Here is a 19,528-nt window from a genome sequence, read left to right on the forward strand (position 1 = left end):
CTTGCATAGGCAGGTTCGCGAGCAGAGCTCGCTCCTACAAGGGTTCCGACAGGGGCCTTTGAACCGCGCTGCTCCTCCCGGTAAGATGCGCGATCAATTTTCAGCCACCAGCTTCAGGACGCCTGCCATGAGCATCAAATCGGACAAGTGGATTCGCCGCATGGCCCAGGAACACGGGATGATCGAGCCCTTCGTCGAGCGCCAGATTCGCGGTGCTGACGACAGCCGGGTGATCTCCTACGGCGTTTCCAGCTACGGCTACGACGTGCGTTGCGCCGCCGAATTCAAGGTGTTCACCAACATCCACTCGGCGGTGGTCGACCCGAAAAACTTCGACGAGAAGAGCTTCGTCGACATCAACAGCGACGTCTGCATCATCCCGCCGAACTCCTTCGCCCTGGCCCGTACCGTCGAGTACTTCCGCATTCCGCGCGACGTACTGACCATCTGCCTGGGCAAGAGCACCTACGCGCGCTGCGGCATCATCGTCAACGTCACCCCGCTGGAGCCGGAGTGGGAAGGTCACGTGACCCTGGAATTCTCCAACACCACCAATCTGCCGGCGAAGATCTACGCCCACGAGGGCGTGGCGCAGATGCTGTTCCTGCAGTCCGACGAGGCCTGCGAGGTGTCGTACCGTGATCGTGGTGGCAAGTACCAGGGGCAGACCGGCGTCACCTTGCCCAAGGCCTGATTGCCGCACCAGCCGCTTGTCGTGCAATAAAAAGGCCATCCCTTCGCTGAGGGATGGCCTTTTTGTTTGGGCAAGCTCAAAGCACTTGATCAGAGCCGACGCTTGTTGTTCTGGTGATCCTCGCAGGTCATGAAGCCCTTGCCTTTGACCAGGCCATCGCTGCCGAAGTTGACGTAGTAAGGCTGCTGTTTGCCTTCCTCGGTCAGGATGTAGTTGTTGCAGGTGCCCGGTTCGGCAGTGTTCTGCACTTGCGAGGAGGGCGGGCCAGCAATGGTGAGGACATCGTCCTTGGTCATGCCATCGCGTACGTCCTGAACCAGCGGCTCTTCGCTGTAGATCACGTAGTCAACGGGGTTTTCCATGGTCGAGCAGGCGGCGAGGGTGCTCATCAGCGCCAGTACTGCGAGTCTGTGCGTATACATGTCGTAGCTCCGTGGCATGAGCCGTATCGGCTCCGTAAGCCTTCGAGCACGGCGCAGATGCAGGAGTTCGATGTTTTTAGTCGAGCAGACGGCCTACCGCAGCCAGAGCAGCGGCTTCGCGCTCGCGCCAATCCCCGCCGATCTCCAGCCAATGCCGGCTGTGCAGCTGTAACCAAGCCTGGCAACTGCGGTGAAAGCGCAGGCGCTCGGCCAGATCCGGCTGGCAGCGTTGGCCATCGTCATCCCACGCTACGCCTTCCGGCGACAGTAGCAGGTGCAGGTCGTAATGGCGCTGTTGCAGTGCCGGCTCCAGCCAGTCAGGGCAGGTACCGAACAGGGTGCGGCTCCAGAGGATATTGCTGAGCAGGTGGGTATCGAGGATCAGCAGTTCGGGCGCCTGGGCGCGGGCGGCGTCCTCCCATTCGAGCTGGCCACGGGCGATGGCGGGGATGTCAGCCAGGCAGGTGTCACGCTGCTCGCGGTCGATAAAGTGGCGCACATATTCGCCGACCACCAGGCCGCCGAAGCGCCGCTGCAGGCGCTCGGCGAGGAAGGTCTTGCCGCTTGATTCGGGGCCGGTCAGCACAACGACCTTCATGCCGCCTGCACCCGCGAGGCCCGCCATTCGCGCAGGCCGAGCAGGGCCAGGGCGATGAATACGCCGTACAGGCCGGCGGTCAGCCAGTAGCTCTGGAAGGCGAAGAAGCCGACATAGAGGACGTCGACCACGACCCACAGCAGCCAGCACTGCCAGCGCTTGAGCGCCATCCACAGTTGGGCGAGCAGGCTGAAGGCGGTGAGCTGGGCATCCATCCAGGGATAGGCGGCCTCGGTCAGGCTGGACATGGTCAGCCCCAGGGCCAGGCCAACGCATGCCGCAGCACTCAGGCCGACGCTGACTTCCAGGCGCGTGGCCGAGCTGACCGGGCGTTGGCCGCTGTCGTCCACGCCCTGGTTCCACTGCCACCAGCCATACAGCTGCATGGCGGCGAATACGCCGTGCAGCAGCACCAGCGAGTAGAGCTTGGCGTCGAAGAAGAACCAGGCATAAAGCAACACCATGACCAGGCCGATGGGCCAGCACAGCTTGTTTTGCTGCACGGTGAGCCAGACGGAAGTGATGCCGAGGGCGGAGGCGATGATTTCGAGTGGTGTCATAAGGTGAAGTAACAGGGGCGCCGCAGCGCCCCTGATCCGTCAGTCGTCGTAGCCCAGGTTCGGCGCCAGCCAGCGTTCGGTCACGGCCAGCTCCTGGCCCTTGCGCTTGCTGTACTGCTCGACCTGATCCTGATCGACCTTGCCGACGGCGAAGTATTGCGCCTCGGGGTGGGCGAAGTACCAGCCGGAGACTGCCGCCGCCGGGAACATGGCGTAGTGCTCGGTGAGGAACACACCGCTCTGGCCGGCTTTGTTGTAGTCCGCCTCGGGGTCGAGCAGCTTGAACAGGGTGGCCTTCTCGGTGTGGTCCGGGCAGGCCGGGTAGCCCGGGGCCGGGCGGATGCCGACGTACTGCTCGCGGATCAGCGCCTCGTTGTCCAGGGTCTCGTCCTTGGCGTAGCCCCAGTAGTCCTTGCGCACGCGCTCGTGCAGCCATTCGGCGCAGGCCTCGGCCAGGCGGTCGGCGAGGGCCTTGACCATGATTGAGCTGTAGTCGTCGCCCTTGGCCTCGTAGGCCTTGGCCACTTCCTCGGCGCCGATGCCGGCGGTGGTGATAAAGCCGCCGACGTAGTCGGTCTTGCCGCTTTCCTTGGGCGCGACGAAGTCGGCCAGCGACAGATTCGGCTTGCTGTCCGCCTTGATGCCCTGCTGGCGCAGGTGGTGCAGGGTGGCCAGTGGCTTGCCGTCGTCGCCGTAGACTTCGATGTCGTCGTGGTGCACCTGGTTGGCCGGCCAGAAGCCGAAGACGGCGCGGGCCTTGATCAGCTTCTCGTCGATCAGTTTGTTCAGCATGACCTGAGCATCGTTGAACAGGCTGGTGGCCGCCTCGCCGACGATCTCGTCAGTGAGGATGCGCGGGTACTTGCCGGCCAGGTCCCAGGAGATGAAGAACGGGGTCCAGTCGATGTACTCGGCCAGTTCGCGCAGGTCGATATCGTCCAGTACGCGCACGCCGGTAAAACTCGGCTTCGGCGCGCGGTAGCCGGCCCAGTCGAAATCTGGCTTGTTGGCGATGGCCTCGGCGTAGCTCAGGCGCTCGGTACGCGAGGCGCGGGCGGCGGTGCGCTCGCGGACCACCACGTATTCGTCGCGGGTCTTCTGCACGAAGTCGGCTTTAAGTTCTTTCGACAGCAGCTGGGTGGCCACGCCCACGGCGCGCGAGGCGTCGGTAACGTAGATCACCGCGTCGTTGCTGTACTGCGGCTCGATCTTCACCGCGGTGTGCGCCTTGGAGGTGGTGGCGCCACCGATCATCAGCGGCAGGGTGAAGCCCTGGCGCTGCATCTCCTTGGCCACGTGGACCATCTCGTCCAGCGACGGGGTGATCAGCCCGGACAGGCCAATGATGTCGCACTTCTCCTCGATGGCGGTCTTGAGGATCTTCTCCGCCGGCACCATCACGCCGAGGTCGACGATGTCGTAGCCGTTACAGCCCAGTACTACGCCGACGATGTTCTTGCCGATGTCGTGCACGTCGCCCTTCACCGTGGCCATCAGGATCTTGCCCTTGGCTTCCGGCTTGTCGCCTTTTTCCGCTTCGATGAAAGGGATCAGGTGGGCCACGGCCTGCTTCATCACGCGGGCGGATTTCACCACCTGCGGCAGGAACATCTTGCCCGAGCCAAACAGGTCGCCGACCACGTTCATGCCGCTCATCAGCGGGCCTTCGATCACCTCGATGGGGCGCGCGCATTGCTGGCGGCACTCCTCGGTGTCTTCGACGATGAAGGCGGTGATGCCCTTGACCAGCGCGTGTTCCAGGCGCTTGGCCACCGGGTAGCTACGCCATTCCTCGTCCTCGGCTTCCTTCACCGCGCCGCCGCCCCGGTAGTTGTCGGCGATGGCCAGCAGGGCGTCGGTGCCGCCGGGGGTGCGGTTGAGCACCACGTCCTCGACCTTGTCGCGCAGCTCCTTGGGGATCTCGTCGTAGATCTCCAGCTGGCCGGCGTTGACGATGCCCATGGTCAGGCCGTTCTTGATCGCGTAGTAGAGGAACACCGAGTGGATCGCTTCGCGCACCGGGTTGTTGCCACGGAACGAGAAGGACACGTTGGACACGCCACCGGAGCTCAGGGCGTAGGGCAGCTCGTCACGGATGTAGGCGCAGGCCTCGATAAAGTCCACCGCGTAGTTGTTGTGCTCTTCGATGCCGGTGGCGACGGCGAAGATGTTCGGGTCGAAGATGATGTCTTCCGGCGGGAAGCCCACTTCGTTGACCAGGATGTCGTAGCTGCGCTTACAGATTTCCTTCTTGCGCGCGGCGGTGTCGGCCTGGCCGACCTCGTCGAAGGCCATTACCACCACGGCGGCGCCGTAGCGCTTGCACAGCTTGGCGTGGTGTTTGAACTGCTCGACGCCTTCCTTCATCGAGATCGAGTTGACGATGCCCTTGCCCTGGATGCACTTGAGGCCGGCCTCGATCACCTCCCACTTGGAGGAGTCGATCATGATCGGCACGCGCGAGATGTCCGGCTCGGAGGCAATCAGGTTGAGGAACTTCACCATGGCCGCCTGGGAGTCGAGCATCCCTTCGTCCATGTTGATGTCGATTACCTGGGCGCCGGCCTCGACCTGCTGCAGGGCGACCTCCAGGGCCTCGGTGTAGTTCTCCTCGCGGATCAGCCGGGCGAACTTGGCCGAACCGGTGATGTTGGTGCGCTCGCCGACGTTCACGAACAGCGAGTTGCGGTCGATGGTGAACGGCTCCAGGCCCGACAGGCGGCAGGCCTTGGGGATGTCCGGAATCACCCGCGGCGGGTACTTGGCCACGGCTTCGGCGATCGCCTGGATGTGCGGCGGGGTGGTGCCGCAGCAGCCACCGATGATGTTGAGCAGGCCGCTGGCGGCGAACTCTTCGACCACCTCGGCCATCTGCGCCGGGGTCTCGTCGTACTCGCCGAAGGCGTTGGGCAGGCCGGCGTTGGGGTGGGCGGACACATGGGTGCCGGCCTTGGCCGCGAGTTCGGCCAGGTACGGGCGCAGCTCCTTGGCACCGAGGGCGCAGTTCAGGCCCACGGAGATCGGCTTGGCATGCGCCACCGAGTTCCAGAAGGCTTCGGTGGTCTGGCCGGACAGGGTACGGCCGGAGGCGTCGGTGATGGTGCCGGAGATCATGATCGGCAGCTCGACGCCGTCCTCGTCGAACACCTGCTGCACAGCGAAGATCGCCGCCTTGGCGTTGAGGGTGTCGAAGATGGTCTCGATCAGGATCAGGTCGGCGCCGCCCTCGATCAGGCCGCGGGTGGCCTCGGTGTAGTTCTCTACCAGCTCGTCGAAGGTGACGTTGCGGAAACCGGGGTCGTTGACGTCCGGGGAGATCGAGCAGGTACGGCTGGTCGGGCCGAGCACGCCGGCGACGAAGCGCGGGCGATCCGGGGTTTCCAGGCTCTTGGCATCGGCCACCTGGCGGGCGACGCGGGCGCCGGCCACGTTCAGCTCGTAGGTCAGTTCTTCCATGCCGTAGTCGGCCTGGGACACGCGGGTAGCGTTGAAAGTGTTGGTTTCCAGGATGTCGGCGCCGGCATCCAGGTAGGCCTTCTCGATCTCGGCGATGATCTGCGGCTGGGTCAGCAGCAGCAGGTCGTTGTTGCCTTTCACGTCGCTCGGCCAGTCGGCGAAGCGCTCGCCGCGGTAGTGCTCTTCCTCCAGCTTGTAGCTCTGGATCATGGTGCCCATGCCGCCGTCGAGGATCAGGATGCGTTCTTTCAGGGCTTGCTGAAGGGCCTGGAGGCGGGCGCTGCGGTCGGACATGGGGACTACCTGGGTTGAGCATGTAGAAAGGGCGCGAATAATAGCAAAGCTGCAAGCCTTTCAGACGTTTGCGGTCTGTGCATGAAAATGGCTCATATTGGGCCCTTTCGCTGTCATAGCCGTACAATGCCCCGTCGTTGCATAAGGACTTTGCCATGCCCCGTCGTTTCCTTGCCCCGCTGGCGCTGCTGAGTGCGCCACTGTTTGCTGCCGAGCCGGTCTCCTACAGCCGTGACATTCAGCCGATCCTGACCGACAAGTGCGTGGCCTGCCATGCCTGCTACGACTCGCCTTGTCAGCTCAACCTGGGCAGTGGTGAAGGTGTGCTGCGCGGCGCCAGCAAGGCGCCGGTATATGACGGTACGCGTACCCAGGCGCAGCCGACCACGCAGTTGTTCATGGATGCCCATGGCGAAACGGCCTGGCGCAACAAGGGCTTTTTCTCCGTGCTGCAGCCGCAGGCCGGGCAGGCTGCCCTGCTGGCGCGCATGCTTGAGCTGGGGCGCAGCAATCCACCGGCCGCCAACGCCAAGTTGCCGGATGAGCTGGACATCGATATCGCTCGCGAGAACCAGTGCCCGTTGCCCGGTGAGTTCGACGCCTACGCCAGGAAGTTCGCCCACGCCGGCATGCCCTTTGCCGTCGCCGGCCTCAGCGACGCCGAGTACGCCACCCTGCAGCGCTGGCTGCAACAGGGCGCTGCGGTGGACGAGCAGGCACTGCAGCCGTCGCCCGCCGAGCAGAGGCAAGTGGCTGACTGGGAGACCTTTCTCAATGCGCCGGGCGCGCGGGAAAGCCTGGTCAACCGCTGGCTGTATGAGCATCTGTTCCTTGCTCATCTGTACTTCGAGGGTGGCGAGGCTGGGCACTTCTTCCAGCTGGTGCGCTCGCGCACGCCCAGCGGCCAGCCGGTCGACCCGATTGCCACGCGCCGGCCCAACGACGATCCGGGCAGCGACTTCTATTACCGCCTGCGGCCGATCCAGGGCGTGATCGTACACAAGACGCACATCACCTATCCGCTCAGCGCGCAGAAGCTCAAGCGCACCCGTGAGCTGTTCTATGCCAGCGACTGGACGGTGGATGCCGTGCCGGGCTACGGCGCCCATCGCCGCGCCAACCCCTTCGAGACCTTCCAGGCGATTCCGGCGCAGGCGCGCTACCAGTTCATGCTGGATAACGCCGAATACTTCGTGCGTACCTTCATCCGAGGCCCGGTGTGCCGTGGGCAAATCGCCACCGACGTGATCCGCGACAATTTCTGGGCGCTGTTCCAGGACCCGCAGCACGACCTCTACATCACCGATGCCGAGTACCGCGCTCAGGCCACGCCGCTGCTGGCCATGCCCGGGCAGTTCGACGACATTGGCGATCTGCTGGGCCTGTGGACCTCCTACCGCGACAAGCGCAACGAGTACGAGGATCTGCGCCGCGAGACCTATGCGCAGGCGCCGCTGCCGGGCTGGTCGACCCTCTGGGCCGGCAACGACAACGCACTACTGTCGATTTTCCGCCACCATGACAGCGCCATGGTGCGCAAAGGCCTGATCGGCGAGGTGCCGCAGACCCTGTGGTTGATGGACTACCCGCTACTGGAGCGCACCTACTATCAGTTGGTGGTCAATTTCGATGTCTACGGCAACGTCTCGCATCAGGCGCAGACGCGTTTGTATTTCGACCTGATCCGCAACGGCGCCGAACTGAACTTCCTCCGCCTGTTGCCGGCGGACTCGCGTAAGGCCTACCTGGACGACTGGTATCAGAACAGCGGCAAGCTGAAGATGTGGCTGGACTACACCGAGGCCGACTTCGACACGCCGAGCGGCATCGTCCTGCCGGAGCCGGGCGCCAAGGGTGCCTTCGCCCAGAGGCTGCTGGCGCGCTATGCCAGCCTCAATGCACGGCCCGATCCGATCAATCGCTGCAAGGATGCCGAGTGCCATCGGGCGGGTCTGCCGAGCGACCTGGCGGATGCCGAGCAGGCGCTGAGCCGGCTGAGCAGTCGCCCGGCCAGCGGCTTCAAGGTGGTCGAGCAGCTGCCTGAAGCTACCCTGCTGCGCGTGGAGCGCGCCGATGGCCGGCGCGAGGTCTACAGCCTGCTGCGCAACCGTGCGCACAGCAACGTGGCCTTCATGACGGGCGAGTCGCTGCGCTACCAGCCTGGCCTGGACACCCTCACGGTCTATCCGGGTGTGCTCACCAGCTACCCGAACTTCGTGTTCAGCCTCAGGGCTGACGAGGTGCCGGCATTCGTCGCCGCGATGGAACGGGTGCGTGACCAGGCTGCCTTCGACAGGGTTGTGGAGCGCTGGGGCATTCGCCGCAGTCATCCGGAGTTCTGGCGCTACTTCCACGATCTGTCGGCCTATATCCGCGAAACCGAGCCGGTGGAGGCGGGTGTGCTGGACATGAACCGTTATCGCAATCTATGAGGCGGGCGAAGGCGGGAAGTATTCCTACTAAAATACTAGGACTTTATCCCGCCCTGCCGATTGGCGTACACTGGCGGCACGTTTGCGAGGAGTTGCCATGAGCGCCATCACCATTACCGACGCCGCCCACGATTACCTGGCTGATCTGCTGAGCAAGCAGAGCACGCCCGGTATCGGCATTCGCGTCTTTATCACCCAGCCGGGTACGCCCTACGCGGAAACCTGCATTGCATACTGCAAGCCGGGTGAGCAGAAGCCGGAAGACACCGCCCTGGGTCTGGCCAAGTTCACTGCCTGGATCGATGCTGTCAGCGAGCCTTTCCTGGAAGACGCCGTCGTCGACTACGCCACCGACCGCATGGGCGGGCAGCTGACCATCAAGGCGCCGAATGCCAAGGTGCCGATGGTCAACGAGGACAGCCCGCTCAACGAGCGCATCAACTATTACCTGCAGACCGAAATCAATCCGGGTCTGGCCAGCCATGGCGGCCAGGTGAGCCTGGTCGATGTGGTCGAGGAAGGCATTGCCGTGCTGCGTTTCGGGGGTGGTTGCCAGGGCTGCGGCCAGGCCGACTACACCCTCAAGGAAGGCATCGAGAAAACCCTGCTGGAGCGTATTCCCGAACTCAAGGGCGTGCGCGACGTGACCGACCACAGCAACCGCGAGAACGCCTACTACTGAGTTCCCTGCGATTGATGAAAAAGGCGCCTTTGGGCGCCTTTTTTTGTTGTCTGCAAGAACTGCCTGGCTTGCTGGGCCTTTCAGGCTGGCTGCAACTGGCGCCGGCTCTGGCTCAAGGCGAGCAGGGCGACAGCCAGCAAGGGCAACATGGCCAGGTTCAGCGGGTTCCAGCCCAGGCCACTGATTAACGCGCCGGAGGCGAAGGACGCGCAGGTGGCCACCGCGCCGTTGCCCAGCTCCATCAGGCCCTGGGCCTGGCCGCGCTCCTCGGGTGCGTGGCCTTCACCGAGCAGGGTGGTGCCGGCGACCAGCATCAGGTTCCAGCCCATGCCCAGCAGCAGGGACGAGACCAGGAAATGCATCTGCAGCTGGCCGCTCAGGGCAATGATGGCGCTGGCAACCAGCAGCCCGATGCCGAGCAAGGCGACGCGGCGCGCGCCCAGGCGATCGACCAACGGTCCGGCGACGAAGGCCGGCAGGAACATGCCGACCATGTGCCAGCGGATCACTTCCGCGCCGGCCTCCAGCGGCAGTCCGCAGAAGCTCATGGCCAGCGGTGTGGCATTCATCACCAGGATCATCAGGCCGTGGCCGATGGCGGTGGTGGCGATGGCGGCGCGTACCACCGGACGGCTCAGCAGGTGGCGCATGTTCGCCAGGCCGCTCCGGCTGGCGGGCGGCAGGGCGCCCTGGCGTAGGCCGGCCAGCAGAGGCAGCGCCAGTGCGGCGAGGGCGGCGAGTGCCAGGTAGGCGCCGACAAAGGGCGTCGCCAGCGCATTGCGTGCCCACAGGGTCAGCTCGGGAGCCAGCAGGGCGGCCAGCAGCCCGCCGCCGATCACCCAGGCGGTGGCGCGGCCCTTGTGTGCTTCGTCCACGGCTTCCAGGGCGGCGAAGCGGTAATACATGGCCGAGGCCTGATAAACGCCGAGGGGCAGGGCGCCCAGGCAGAACAGCCAGAAGTCCGCCAGCCACACGCCCAGTGCGCTAAGCAGCCCGCCGCCGATGCCGGCAGTAGCCCCCAGTAGCAAGCCGGCGCGACGCCCACGGCGCTGCATGAAGGTCGATAGCGGCTGGGTGGACAGCAGATAGCCCAGCACCAGTAACGCCAGTGGCAGGGTGGCCAGGGCATTGATAGGCGCTATCTGCAGGCCGACCAGAGCGGTCAGCGTCACGCCGATCAGGGTGCAGCTCCAGTACAGGGCCTGGGCCAGGAACAGGCGTAGCAGCGTCGGGTTGTTCAGCAACAGCATGATGATGTCCTCAGGCGCAGCCGGCCGGCTTATGGATGCGTGCATGTGAAGCCGGGTGGCGAGCCAGTGTCGCAACCGGGCGGATGGGGCGGCGTACCAGCTCGCCCGCGCAGTTCGGGCAACGGCCGTGCAGCTTGTGCTCGGCGCAGTCCCGGCAGAAGGTGCACTCGAAGGAGCAGATCATGGCGTCCGGCGAATCGGCGGGCAGGTCGCGGTCGCAGCATTCGCAGCCGGGGCGCAGTTGCAGCATGGTGGTTCTCCTTGGCGGATGAATCAGGCGAAGCGTTCGGCGTAGTCCTGCGGGCTGACCGAAAGGTGCTTGTGAAAGGTGCGGCGCAGGTTTTCCGGGTGGCGAAAGCCGGTCAGGCGCGCCACCGTGCCGATCGAGGCGCCACTGCCCTGCAACAGGTTGCGCGCGGCCTCCAGGCGCAGCTGCTCGACATAGCGGCCCGGGCCTGTGCCCAGCTCCTGAACGAACAGGCGCGACAAGCTGCGGCTGGAAAGATTGGCGCGCTGGGCCAGGGCCTCCAGCGAGAGGTCGGCGGCGAGGTTCTGTGCGATCCACTCCAGCAGCCCCAGCAGGCGCGGCGTGCAGTTGGCGTCCGGAGCGAGCAGGGCGCTGAACTGGGCCTGTCCGCCTGGGCGGCGCAGGAACATCACCAGGCGCCGGGCCACGGCCAGCGCCAGCGGGCGGCCGAGATCGGCTTCCACCAGTGCCAGGGCCAGGTCGATGCCGGCGGTGACTCCCGCCGAAGTGAAGACATGGGCGTCACCGTCGCGACCTTCGGGGTCGTAGGTGTGCAAGCGATCGCCGTCGACCTCGATGCACTGGTGCGCGCGCAAAGCCGCGACATCGGCCCAGTGGGTCGTGGCGCGGCGGCCATCGAGCAGCCCGGCGGCGGCCAGGATCAGGGCGCCGGAGCACACCGAGCCGAGGCGACGCACCTGGGGTTCGGCGCTGCGCAGCCAGGCCAGCAGCTGTTGGTTGGTGCACTGCGCGGCCTCGCCGAGGCCGCCCGGAATCAGCAGGGTATCCAGCTCGGCAGGGGCACACTCAGCCCAGGCCTGTTCGGCGACCAGTTGAAAACCGGCGGAGGTCGCCACGGGGCCGGCTTGTTCGGCCAGCACGCGCAACTGATAAGCGCTGGGCAACCCCTGGCGCTGGCATTCGACATTGGCCGAGGCAAATACCTGCAGGGGGCCGGTGACGTCCAGGCTCATGACGTCGGGATAGATCAGGCAGGCGATGGTGCGCATAAACATTCTCCAGGGCGTGGAGACAGTCTGCGCTCAGCTCAGCTTGGCAACAATGACAATAAACCCACAGATATGGACATCGCTGTCGTCGGGTCTAAACAAAAGCCCCCTCGCCTTGCGGCAGAGGGGGCTTGGGTTGGCGGCAGGCCGGGGCTGGCGAATCAGGGCATGCTCCACGGCTCCAGGGCGTAGCCCTGGCGGCTGATCTGCTCGCGTGACTGGGCCAGCGCATCGGCCAGCTGAGCCGGGTCGGCATAGGTACGCAGGTCCAGGTTGGCCTGGCTCAGACGCTTGTTGGTGCGGTCGATCACGGTCAGGGTGAGCGAGCCGGTGCCGTCCTGGGGTTGCCAGGCCACGCACTGGAAAGGTTGAAAAGCGCGACCGGCGATAAGCAGAGCTTCGTTGACGCGGAGCGAGGTGTTCATGGGTCTGTTTCTCCAAGAGTGCCCAATGTGCGTTGGCCAGCGAAAGCACCTATTGCCGTGGCCTGTGAACAATGGATGTCAAAACCTGACCTTAGAGTCACAGGCTGTCGTAAAAACGTAGGAATATGTCGCATGTCAGCGTTATTTCAGGGGTTATTTCCGCGTTTGAACGAATGGCCGCCATTCCTATCCTATAGAGGAAGCCCTATCACACAGGAGTGTCAGCCATGGGTTCCACCCTCAGCGGCCTTGTCGGCCTGGTCATCCTTGCCCTGGATATCTGGGCCATCATCAATGTGATCAAAAGCAATGCGGAAACGGGGATGAAGATCCTCTGGGTGCTGCTGATCGTTCTGCTGCCGTTGATCGGCCTGATCATCTGGGCCCTGATGGGGCCGCGTGGCAACGTGCGGATCTGAATCCAGGCAGGCATGCCTGAGCTGCAAACAACAAGGCCGGCATTTGCCGGCCTTGTTGCGTCTTGCTGGCCTTCAGTAGCGCCTGACGGGGGGCGTTCTGGCTGGCATTGAGGTCAGTACAGCACGATCAGCGGGCAGCCTCGCTGACAATCGAAGGCGTGTGCTGCGCGAAAGAAGCTCGGTGCCAAGGAAGCAGCTGTAACCGCGACCGTGGTCGTTGAAGCTCCAGCCGAACACGTGGCGAAAAATGCCTCGTTCGCCTCGAGTTGGCTGCAGGGAGTTTCCAGGTAGTTGATGCCGTGGTGCTGGTGCATGAGCCATTCCTCGTTGCCCGGTTCGACAAATTTTTCACCTGCCAGAAGAAACAATTCCCGCTTGCCTTGTAGCTATTCGGACCTTAATCGATATGCCTTCCTCGGTTCTCCGACAACCCGCAGAGTTATCTTCTTCCCGTCAGCAACCCTCACTCTCCAGCCATCTGCTGTTCACCCTGGCTTGCGCCGTGTTGCTGATGCTGATGTTCGCCGCTTTGCGCCTGGCCTTGCTTAACCACAACGCCGAGTTGATCGGTGAAACCTCCGCCGGCGATCTGCTGGAAGCCTTCTTCAACGGCGCGCGTTTCGACCTGCGCGTGGTGGTCTACATCGTCGCGCCGCTGCTGCTGTCGCTGCTCAGCCTGCGCGCCATGGCCGCGCGCCGCGCGCATGTGGCGTGGCTGAGCGTGGCCGCCAGCATTGCGCTGCTGCTCGGTATCACCGAGATGGACTTCTACCGCGAGTTTCATCAGCGCCTGAACAGCCTGGTGTTCCAGTACATGGAAGAGGATCTGGGCACCGTCTCCAGCATGCTGTGGAATGGCTTCCCGGTGGCCCGCTATCTGCTGGCCTGGGCCTTGGGCACACTGGCCATGGCCATGTTGTTCAACTGGCTCGAACACCTCACCCGGCCGCGTCAGGTGCGACCAGCCATGGCCTGGTACAAGCGTTTCGCGGTGTTCTTCGCCTGCCTGCTGCTGGCGGTGCTGGCGGCCCGTGGCACGCTCAAGCAGGGCCCGCCGCTGCGTTGGGGCGATGCCTATACAACCGATTCGATCTTCGCCAACCACCTGGGCCTGAATGGCATCCTGACCCTGGTCGATGCCGCCGAGAACAGCTTCTCCGACCACCGTGACAATGCCTGGAAATCGACCATGACGGACGCCGAGGCGCTTCCGGTGGTGCGCCAGATGCTGCTCGGCGAGCACGACGTGTTGGTGGATGCCGAGAGTGCGGCGGTGCGCCGCGACTTCACCCCGCCAGCCGAAGGCGTGCTGCCGATCAAGCATGTGGTGGTGATCCTGATGGAGAGCTTCGCCGGGCGCTGGGTCGGCGCGCTGGGCAGCGATGCCGACATCACGCCGAACTTCGACCGCCTGAGCCGGGAGGGCCTGCTGTTCACCCGTTTCTTCTCCAACGGCACGCACACTCACCAGGGCATGTTTGCCACCATGGCCTGCTTCCCCAACCTGCCGAGCTTCGAGTACCTGATGCGCATGCCCGAGGGCAGCCACCAGTTCTCCGGTCTGCCGCAACAGCTCAGTGCCCGTGGTTACGACGACTTGTACGTCTACAACGGCAATTTTCAGTGGGACAACCAGTCCGGCTTCTTCAGCAACCAGGGCATGCGCAACTTCATCGGCCGTGAGGACTTCGTCGACCCGGTGTTCCTCGACCCGACCTGGGGCGTGTCCGACCAGGACATGTTTGACCGCGCCGCCGTCGAGCTGAACAAGCTGGACCCGAACAAGCCCTTCTATGCCTTGCTGCAAACCCTGTCCAACCACACCCCGTATGCGCTGCCGAAACAGTTGCCGGTGGCGCCGGTCACCGACCGTGGGTCGAACAACGAGCATCTCACCGCCATGCGCTATTCGGACTGGGCCCTGGGGCAGTTCTTCGAGAAGGCCAAGCAGTCGCCGTACTACAAGGACACCCTGTTCGTGATCGTCGGCGACCACGGCTTCGGTAGCCCGGAGCAGCTCACCGAGATGGATCTGTACCGCCATAACGTGCCGCTGCTGCTGCTCGGCCCGGGCGTGCGCGAGACTTTCGGTGAGCGTCGCGACACCGTCGGTACGCAGATTGATGTGGTGCCGACCATCATGGGCCGCCTCGGCGGCGAAACCCGCAACCAGTGCTGGGGGCGCGACCTGCTGAGCCTGCCGCAAGGCGATGCGGGCATCGGCGTGATCAAGCCTTCGGGCAGCGATCAGACCGTGGCGATCATCAGCGGTGACAAGGTCCTGGTGCAGCCCAAGGACATGCCGGCCAAGCTCTATCGCTACCAGCTCGCTGAGCGCAAGGTCGAGGTGCTGCAGGGCGATGCGCAGCAGCCGGAGTTGCAGAAGCGCCTGGAGGCCTTCCTGCAGGTGGCTACCCAGAGTCTGCTGCGCAACACCGCCGGTGTGCGCGATGCCCCGGGTGCGGTGGCGCGCAAGGAGCCGGTCGGCGAGTAGGGCGTTAGTTCAGGGCGCCGCGCTGGAACTGGCGCGGCGCCACGCCTTTCCAGCGTTTGAAGGCGTGGATGAAGTTGGATACTTCGCCATAGCTCAGGCGTTCGGCGATCTCTTCCAATGTCAGCCCGCCGGTGGCCAGGAGTTCCTCGGCCAGGGCCTGGCGCACTTCTTCGAGCAGCTGACGAAAGCTGCTGCCTTCACTGTCGAGGCGGCGGCGCAGGGTACGCGAGCTCATGTGCAGGTTGGCTGCGATCTGCTCCATGGTGGGTAGCTGACCAGGACGGCTGAGCAGCAGTGTGCGAATCTGCCCGGCCAGCCCGCCGCGGTGCCGGCGTTTATCCAGCAGCTCCTGACACTGCGCTTCACACAGCGCCACCATCTGTGGATTGGCACCGGGCAAGGGCCGGTCGAGCCAGTGGTTGTCGATCACCAGTCGATTATCGGCCTGCGCAAAGCGCGGCAGAAAGCCCAGTTCCTGCTCATACAGGCGGGTGTCTGCAGGTTCTGCCAGGCGCAAATCGATGCGTTTGAGGACGTGGGGCTGTTCGGTCAGCACGCGCTGCACACAGAGCATGCCGGCCAGGTCGCGTTCGAGCAGGAAGCTGCGTAAGTCTTCAGGCACGGCGCTGTCGTCGAACAGCAGATGGGTTTCCTCGGCGTACTCCTCCAGGCGCATGCCGTGGAAGGCATAGGTCAGGTCCAGGTAGCGCAGGCCGAGATGCGCTGCTTCGCGCCCCGTGCGGCAGCTGAGCAGGGCAAAGCTCCAGATGCCATAGACATTGAGTGGGTAGCGACGACCCGCCAGCAGACCAATGCCCGGGCGATGCCCCAGGTGCCGTACCAGATTGCGCACCAGCTGCAGCTCCTGCTCGGCGTCCACCTCGGCGCCGGGTTCGCCGAGTATCTGCCAGTTAAGGTCGGTGGCGTGCAGGCAGAGATCCAGCGACAGGCCGTGATCGAGGCCGAACTGGGTGAGCAGTTGCACGCTGATGGCGCTGCGGCGTACGGGGGCGATGGTTTTTACAGGCATGCGAACATGTCCGAAAGTCACAATTTATTGGCCGACTATGCCATAAACCTGCGCCGCGAGAGCACCTAGCATTCGTTCATCCGCGATACTCGTGGGAGACGGAGAGCACAATGCATAACAAGACTCCACAACAACCGCCTCTGCAGGTGTTGATCATTGGCGCCGGGTTCGCCGGGCTGGGCCTGGCCATGCGTCTGCGGCAGCAGGGCCAGGAGCACTTCCTGATTCTCGAAAAAGCCGGCGAGCCCGGCGGCACCTGGCGCGATAACAGCTACCCGGGGGCGGCCTGTGACGTGCCTTCGCACCTGTATTCCTTTTCTTTTGAGCCCAAGACCGACTGGAGCCGGCGTTACGCGCCGCAGCCGGAGATCTTCGCCTACGTGCGCCAGTGCATCGACAACCATGGGCTGCAGCCGAAAATCCGCTGCAACAGCGAGGTTGCTGAGGCGTGGTTCGACGAGGAGGCCGCGCTGTGGCGGGTGACCACCACCGATGGCGCCAGCTTCAGCGCGCGGGCCCTGGTCAGTGCCTGCGGCCAGCTCAACCGGCCGCTGTATCCGCAGATTCCCGGCGTGGAGCGCTTCGCCGGGGAAAGCTTCCACTCGGCGCGCTGGCGCCATGACCTCGACCTGAGCGGCAAGCGCGTGGCGGTGATCGGCACTGGCGCCAGCGCCATCCAGTTCGTGCCGGCCATAGTGCCGAAGGTCAAGCAACTGACCCTGTTCCAGCGCACACCGGCCTATGTGCTGGCCAAGCCGGATCGCGCCTACAGCCGTTTGGAACTGACGTTGATGCAGCGCTGGCCGTGGATGCAGAAGCTCGACCGTGGCCTGCAATACCTCTATCACGAGGCCCGTGGCGTGGCCTTCTTCGTGTTGCCGGGGCTGATGAAGCTGATGCGCGCAAGCTTTCTGCGCTATCTCGCACGCCAGGTCAGCGATGCCGGCTTGCGCGCCAAGCTGACCCCGGATTACCCGATGGGCTGCAAGCGCATCCTGATCAGCAATGACTACTACCCGGCGCTGGTGCAGCCTCAGGTGGCGGTGGTCAACGAGGCCATTCGCGAAGTCAGCGAGCACGGGGTAATCACCGCCGACGGCCGCGAGCATGCCGCCGACGTGCTGATCTATGGCACCGGCTTCACCGCCAGCGACTTCCTGGCGCCGATGCAGATTCGCGGGCTCGGCGGGCTGGAGCTGAACCAGGCCTGGAAGGACGGCGCCGAGGCCTACAAGGGCATCAGCGTCAACGGCTTCCCCAATCTGTTCATCCTCTACGGGCCGAACACCAACCTGGGGCACAACTCGATCATCTACATGCTGGAAAGCCAGTTCCCCTACGTGCTGGCCTGTCTGGACAAACTGGAGCAGGGCGTGCGCTACCTGAATGTGCGCAAGCCGGTGCAGGACGCCTGGAACCAGCGGGTGCAGCACGCCATCGAGCATTCGGTGTGGGAGCAGGGCTGTAGCAGCTGGTACAAGAATGCCGCCGGCAAGCACACCAACAACTGGTCCGGCTTCACCTTCAGCTACCGTCGGCATACCCGGCAACCGGACTGGAGCGCCTATGACCTGGTCCGTTGAGCTCTCTGCTCCCTCCGGGGCTGGGCAGCGCCTGCTCAGCAGTGTGCTGCGCGGGGCGGTCTGGCTGCTGGCGCGGGCCGGGCTGCGCCCCGGTGTCAGCGTCAGGGCCCAGCGCCGCCTGCTCTGGCTGGGTACGCGGCTGGGCAAAGTGGCCGCCGGGGTGCGGGTCGAGCCCGGCGTGCTGGGGGGCGTGCCGTGCGAATGGCTGCGGCCGGCCACGGACAACGGCTGGGTGCTGCTCTACCTGCACGGTGGGGCGTTCATCGCCGGCTCGCCACAAACCCACCGCAGCCTGACCAGTCACCTGGCTCGCGCGGCGGGGCTGAGCCTGTGCGCGCTGGATTACCGCCTGGCCCCGGAACAGCCATTCCCGGCCGCCCGCGACGATGCGCTGGCGGCCTATCGCGCCTTGCTGGCGCAGGGCCTGGCGGCTGAGCGCATCGTCATCGCCGGCGATTCGGCCGGTGGCAACCTGGCCCTGACCTGCGCACTGCGCTTGCGCGAACTGGGGCTGCCGCTGCCGGCTGCGTTGGTGTGCTTCTCGCCGCTCACCGACCTCAGTGGTGACCACCTGCATCAGCCCCTCGGCGGCGACCCGCTGATTCAACCCGCGTGGCTGCGCCAGGGCGCGCAGGCGTATTGCCCGCCAGGCAGGGATTGTCGTGCTCCCGAGCTGTCGCCGCAGTATGCCGAGCTGCACGGCTTGCCGCCCTTGCTGGTGCAGGTCGGCGAGGACGAGGTGCTGCTGCGCCAGAGCCAGTTGCTGGCCGAACGGGCGCGGGCTGCGGGCGTGGATTGCCGCCTGGAGCTGTATCGCCGGCAGTGGCATGTGTTCCAGATCAATTGCGGCCTGCTGGCCAGCGCCGATCTGGCGTTGCAGCGGGTCGTCGAGTTCCTTCGCCAACGAGGTTGTCCATGAACACCATTCTGATTACGGGTGCGGCTTCCGGCATCGGTGCAGCTACGGCGCGGCTGTTCCATGCGCGCGGCTGGCAAGTCGGCTTGCTGGATATCAACCACAGGGCCCTGGCCGAGCTGGCTGCCGAACTGGGCGGGGTCTGGCACGCGGAGCTGGATGTGGGCGATGCCAGCGCGGTGCGCGAGGCGTTGCAGGACTTCTGCAGCCTGCACGGCGGGCGCCTGCGCCTGCTGTTCAACTGCGCCGGGATTTTGCGCTTCGGTCATTTCGAGGACATCGCCCTGGAGGAGCACGCGCGCATTCTGCAGATCAACGTGCTGGGCCTGCTGCAGGTCACCCATGCGGCCTTTCCCTACCTCAAGGGCACGCCGGGTGCCCAGGTGATCAATATGGGCTCGGCTTCCGGGCTGTACGGCACACCGCACATGGTCAGCTACTCGGCTTCCAAGTTCGCCGTGCGCGGCCTGACCGAGGCCCTGGAGCTGGAGTGGCGGCGCCACGGCATACACGTGGGCGACCTGATGCCGCCTTTCGTGCGCACGCCCATGGTCGCGCAGCAGAGTTTCGAACCTCCGGCACTGCGCCGGATGGGCGTCAAGCTGGCGGCCGAGGACATCGCTGCGGCCGCGTGGTTGCAGGCGCGGCACGCCAAGGTGCACAGGCCGATTCAGTGGCTGTTTACCCTGATGTACTGGGCCGGGCAGGTCTCGCCGCCGGCCGTGAGCCGGATGCTGATGGGGTGGCTGAGTCGCGACTAGCAAGCTGGCATGACTGAGCGGCCGCCTGTCGCCGCCGACAACGCCGGTGGTCAGAGTGCCAGCAAGCTCGTGCATCAGCCGCTAACCTGAAGAGACGGTCGCCTGACCCGGCACTCGTCGGTATGGCTGCCCACGGGCCTGGCCCGTTGATGACAAACCAGGCAGCTTCCTGTCTGGTTCTCGGGCGGCACCGCAGGGTGCCGCGAGGCCGCTATCGTTGGCGGTCGCGGTTGATCCATCGCCTGAGAGGAGGTC

The 19,528-nt window shown here is 64.8% G+C and carries 18 protein-coding genes; 8 read left to right on the forward strand and 10 right to left on the reverse strand.

The genetic code is table 11. From position 1 onward, the window contains the following. Positions 1 to 127: 127 nt before the first annotated feature. Positions 128 to 694: a dCTP deaminase gene (dcd, locus tag ACF8C6_RS06105; protein ID WP_017521037.1), complete on the forward strand. Its 567-nt coding sequence runs from the start codon at positions 128 to 130 to the stop codon at positions 692 to 694. Positions 695 to 783: 89 nt separating this feature from the next. Here dcd and osmE read toward each other — a convergent pair whose 3' ends face one another. The 4 genes from osmE to metH form a co-directional block, all read right to left on the reverse strand. Then, on the reverse strand, positions 784 to 1,116 hold the full coding sequence (gene osmE / locus ACF8C6_RS06110; protein WP_392498461.1) for an osmotically-inducible lipoprotein OsmE: 333 nt from the start codon (positions 1,114 to 1,116) through the stop codon (positions 784 to 786). 76 nt (positions 1,117 to 1,192) lie between these two features. Next, complete coding sequence (locus tag ACF8C6_RS06115) at positions 1,193 to 1,714, reverse strand: AAA family ATPase (RefSeq protein ID WP_392498462.1); 522 nt, start codon at positions 1,712 to 1,714, stop codon at positions 1,193 to 1,195. Beyond that, a complete protein-coding gene (gene pnuC, locus ACF8C6_RS06120; protein ID WP_392498463.1) occupies positions 1,711 to 2,274 on the reverse strand; it encodes a nicotinamide riboside transporter PnuC in 564 nt (187 codons plus the stop codon). Before pnuC ends, ACF8C6_RS06115 begins: the two co-directional genes overlap by 4 nt. Positions 2,275 to 2,313: 39 nt before the next feature. Further along, positions 2,314 to 6,024 carry a methionine synthase gene (gene metH, locus ACF8C6_RS06125; RefSeq protein ID WP_392498464.1) on the reverse strand — a complete coding sequence of 1,237 codons (3,711 nt, stop codon included), beginning with the start codon at positions 6,022 to 6,024 and terminating at the stop codon, positions 2,314 to 2,316. 155 nt (positions 6,025 to 6,179) lie between these two features. Between metH and ACF8C6_RS06130 the strand changes: the two genes are divergently transcribed. Next, positions 6,180 to 8,456: a fatty acid cis/trans isomerase gene (locus tag ACF8C6_RS06130; protein WP_392498465.1), complete on the forward strand. Its 2,277-nt coding sequence runs from the start codon at positions 6,180 to 6,182 to the stop codon at positions 8,454 to 8,456. Between the two features lie 97 nt (positions 8,457 to 8,553). Further along, positions 8,554 to 9,138 (forward strand): Fe-S biogenesis protein NfuA, encoded by a 585-nt coding sequence (gene nfuA / locus ACF8C6_RS06135; RefSeq protein WP_392498466.1) that lies wholly within the window; start codon positions 8,554 to 8,556, stop codon positions 9,136 to 9,138. A gap of 80 nt (positions 9,139 to 9,218) precedes the next feature. Here the strand turns inward: nfuA and ACF8C6_RS06140 are convergent, their stop codons facing one another. The 4 genes from ACF8C6_RS06140 to ACF8C6_RS06155 all read right to left on the reverse strand — a co-directional run bounded on the left by ACF8C6_RS06140 (position 9,219) and on the right by ACF8C6_RS06155 (position 12,070). After that, positions 9,219 to 10,385 carry an MFS transporter gene (locus ACF8C6_RS06140; RefSeq protein WP_392498691.1) on the reverse strand — a complete coding sequence of 389 codons (1,167 nt, stop codon included), beginning with the start codon at positions 10,383 to 10,385 and terminating at the stop codon, positions 9,219 to 9,221. A gap of 13 nt (positions 10,386 to 10,398) precedes the next feature. After that, positions 10,399 to 10,638, reverse strand: coding sequence for a DUF1272 domain-containing protein (locus tag ACF8C6_RS06145; protein ID WP_392498467.1), 240 nt, complete (start codon positions 10,636 to 10,638; stop codon positions 10,399 to 10,401). A gap of 23 nt (positions 10,639 to 10,661) precedes the next feature. Continuing rightward, on the reverse strand, positions 10,662 to 11,645 hold the full coding sequence (locus ACF8C6_RS06150; protein WP_392498468.1) for a GlxA family transcriptional regulator: 984 nt from the start codon (positions 11,643 to 11,645) through the stop codon (positions 10,662 to 10,664). Between the two features lie 161 nt (positions 11,646 to 11,806). Beyond that, a complete protein-coding gene (locus tag ACF8C6_RS06155) occupies positions 11,807 to 12,070 on the reverse strand; it encodes a hypothetical protein (protein ID WP_392498470.1) in 264 nt (87 codons plus the stop codon). 227 nt (positions 12,071 to 12,297) lie between these two features. On the opposite strand from ACF8C6_RS06155, the gene ACF8C6_RS06160 reads away from it, so the two are divergent. Next, the gene (locus ACF8C6_RS06160) at positions 12,298 to 12,489 is read left to right on the forward strand and encodes a PLDc N-terminal domain-containing protein (RefSeq protein ID WP_277688898.1); all 192 of its coding nucleotides are present in this window, start codon (positions 12,298 to 12,300) and stop codon (positions 12,487 to 12,489) included. A 113-nt stretch (positions 12,490 to 12,602) separates the two neighbouring features. Here ACF8C6_RS06160 and ACF8C6_RS06165 read toward each other — a convergent pair whose 3' ends face one another. After that, entirely contained in the window at positions 12,603 to 12,803 is a 201-nt protein-coding gene (locus ACF8C6_RS06165; RefSeq protein WP_392498471.1) for a hypothetical protein, read from the reverse strand. 92 nt (positions 12,804 to 12,895) lie between these two features. Here ACF8C6_RS06165 and ACF8C6_RS06170 point away from each other — a divergent pair, with 92 nt between their 5' ends. Then, on the forward strand, positions 12,896 to 14,983 hold the full coding sequence (locus ACF8C6_RS06170) for an LTA synthase family protein (RefSeq protein ID WP_392498472.1): 2,088 nt from the start codon (positions 12,896 to 12,898) through the stop codon (positions 14,981 to 14,983). Between the two features lie 4 nt (positions 14,984 to 14,987). Here ACF8C6_RS06170 and ACF8C6_RS06175 read toward each other — a convergent pair whose 3' ends face one another. Next, complete coding sequence (locus tag ACF8C6_RS06175; protein ID WP_392498473.1) at positions 14,988 to 16,013, reverse strand: AraC family transcriptional regulator; 1,026 nt, start codon at positions 16,011 to 16,013, stop codon at positions 14,988 to 14,990. Between the two features lie 110 nt (positions 16,014 to 16,123). Between ACF8C6_RS06175 and ACF8C6_RS06180 the strand changes: the two genes are divergently transcribed. The 3 genes from ACF8C6_RS06180 to ACF8C6_RS06190 are packed head-to-tail and all read left to right on the forward strand — an operon-like array spanning position 16,124 to position 19,273. Then, a complete protein-coding gene (locus ACF8C6_RS06180; protein WP_392498474.1) occupies positions 16,124 to 17,596 on the forward strand; it encodes a flavin-containing monooxygenase in 1,473 nt (490 codons plus the stop codon). Beyond that, complete coding sequence (locus tag ACF8C6_RS06185; RefSeq protein WP_392498475.1) at positions 17,580 to 18,515, forward strand: alpha/beta hydrolase; 936 nt, start codon at positions 17,580 to 17,582, stop codon at positions 18,513 to 18,515. Before ACF8C6_RS06180 ends, ACF8C6_RS06185 begins: the two co-directional genes overlap by 17 nt. After that, the gene (locus ACF8C6_RS06190; protein ID WP_392498477.1) at positions 18,512 to 19,273 is read left to right on the forward strand and encodes an SDR family oxidoreductase; all 762 of its coding nucleotides are present in this window, start codon (positions 18,512 to 18,514) and stop codon (positions 19,271 to 19,273) included. The genes ACF8C6_RS06185 and ACF8C6_RS06190 overlap by 4 nt, the downstream gene beginning before the upstream one ends. Positions 19,274 to 19,528: the final 255 nt, after the last annotated feature.

It is taken from the genome of Pseudomonas sp. zbq_18, assembly GCF_043102245.1.
Classification (GTDB): Bacteria; Pseudomonadota; Gammaproteobacteria; order Pseudomonadales; family Pseudomonadaceae; genus Aquipseudomonas.